Origin of the sequence: Quyinboa ferrireducens, from assembly GCF_042436675.1 — a bacterium.
Taxonomy (GTDB): Bacteria; Bacteroidota; Bacteroidia; order Bacteroidales; family UBA5342; genus JBHJHP01.
This window is the reverse complement of sequence record NZ_JBHMVA010000084.1, coordinates 1-943: the sequence shown is the minus strand read 5'-3', so window position 1 is coordinate 943 and position 943 is coordinate 1. Positions and strand designations below refer to the sequence as shown.

At 35.8% G+C, this 943-nt stretch carries 1 protein-coding gene; it reads right to left on the bottom strand.

Annotation, left to right across the window (positions count from 1 at the left end):
- Nucleotides 1-139 precede the first annotated feature (139 nt).
- On the bottom strand, nucleotides 140-913 hold the full coding sequence (locus ACE01N_RS20520; protein ID WP_380592958.1) for a hypothetical protein: 774 nt from the start codon (nucleotides 911-913) through the stop codon (nucleotides 140-142).
- Nucleotides 914-943 lie beyond the last annotated feature (30 nt).

The following is a 943-nucleotide window of genomic DNA, read 5'->3' as shown; positions in this document are numbered from 1 at the left end:
AACGTTCCCGCGGTATGGTGTCGTGGCAGTTTCTGTCCGATAGGATAGGAACTGTCAGGACGAAAGGTGCTTGCAGCGAACGTTGAATTATTTGGTTTAAAAGTACTGCCATGCACTATGACCGCGTGTTAGGCATTGTTTATTCATCCTCTATTTTTTCAAAAGGTATAATTTTTTTCTCAATCAATTCACGTTTAATCTTGTCGGCGTAATTATGAGCAAATTTTTCTTTCTCAGATTTCGGCAATTTAAAATATAAATCATATCGCTTCTCCCAATCTTCATATTCTTCATTTTCAGTTCCTGGTCTTTCCACAAATTCTTGATAATGTGCGAAGTGTCCGAATTCATGAATCAATGTGCGATAAAGTTGAGTTGCTCTCACATTATCAAGTTCATAATCTGCAACGAAGTTTCGTTTGTCGTCAATAATTTTATGTCCGTCTTCTCGTAATCTTTCTAGTTCTCTCTGACTTTCTACCGATAATTTCGTAGTCCATTTGAATTTTCGTTTAAAATCCATTGCCTCGATAACTATTGCAGGAAAATAATCGTCCTCAAACTTATATGAATAAATCAGTCTACCCCAAACTGGAGATAAAGTCTCCTCTTTTCTTTTTGGCTGTCTTAAAATAATCAATTTTAAATCACCATAATCTTTGGTCGGGATATTTTCTAGAATCTTTGAAACGTCATTAATCGAGCAAGCATGTTTTGAAGACTCTCTGGTTTCTTCAACAACGAATAAGAAATCATGTCCGTTTATAGTCCTTGGAATTTTATTATAATTATCCAAACGCTCATAAAAGCTTTTTAGAATCAAAGCAGGCTGCGGAATTGTCAATTCGTTATCCTTTCCATGACCTTGCTTAGATGTACCGATATTCCTATTTCTTCTTGTTGCGTCTCTCATTTGCAGTATCGACCTAAATAATGCCTAACG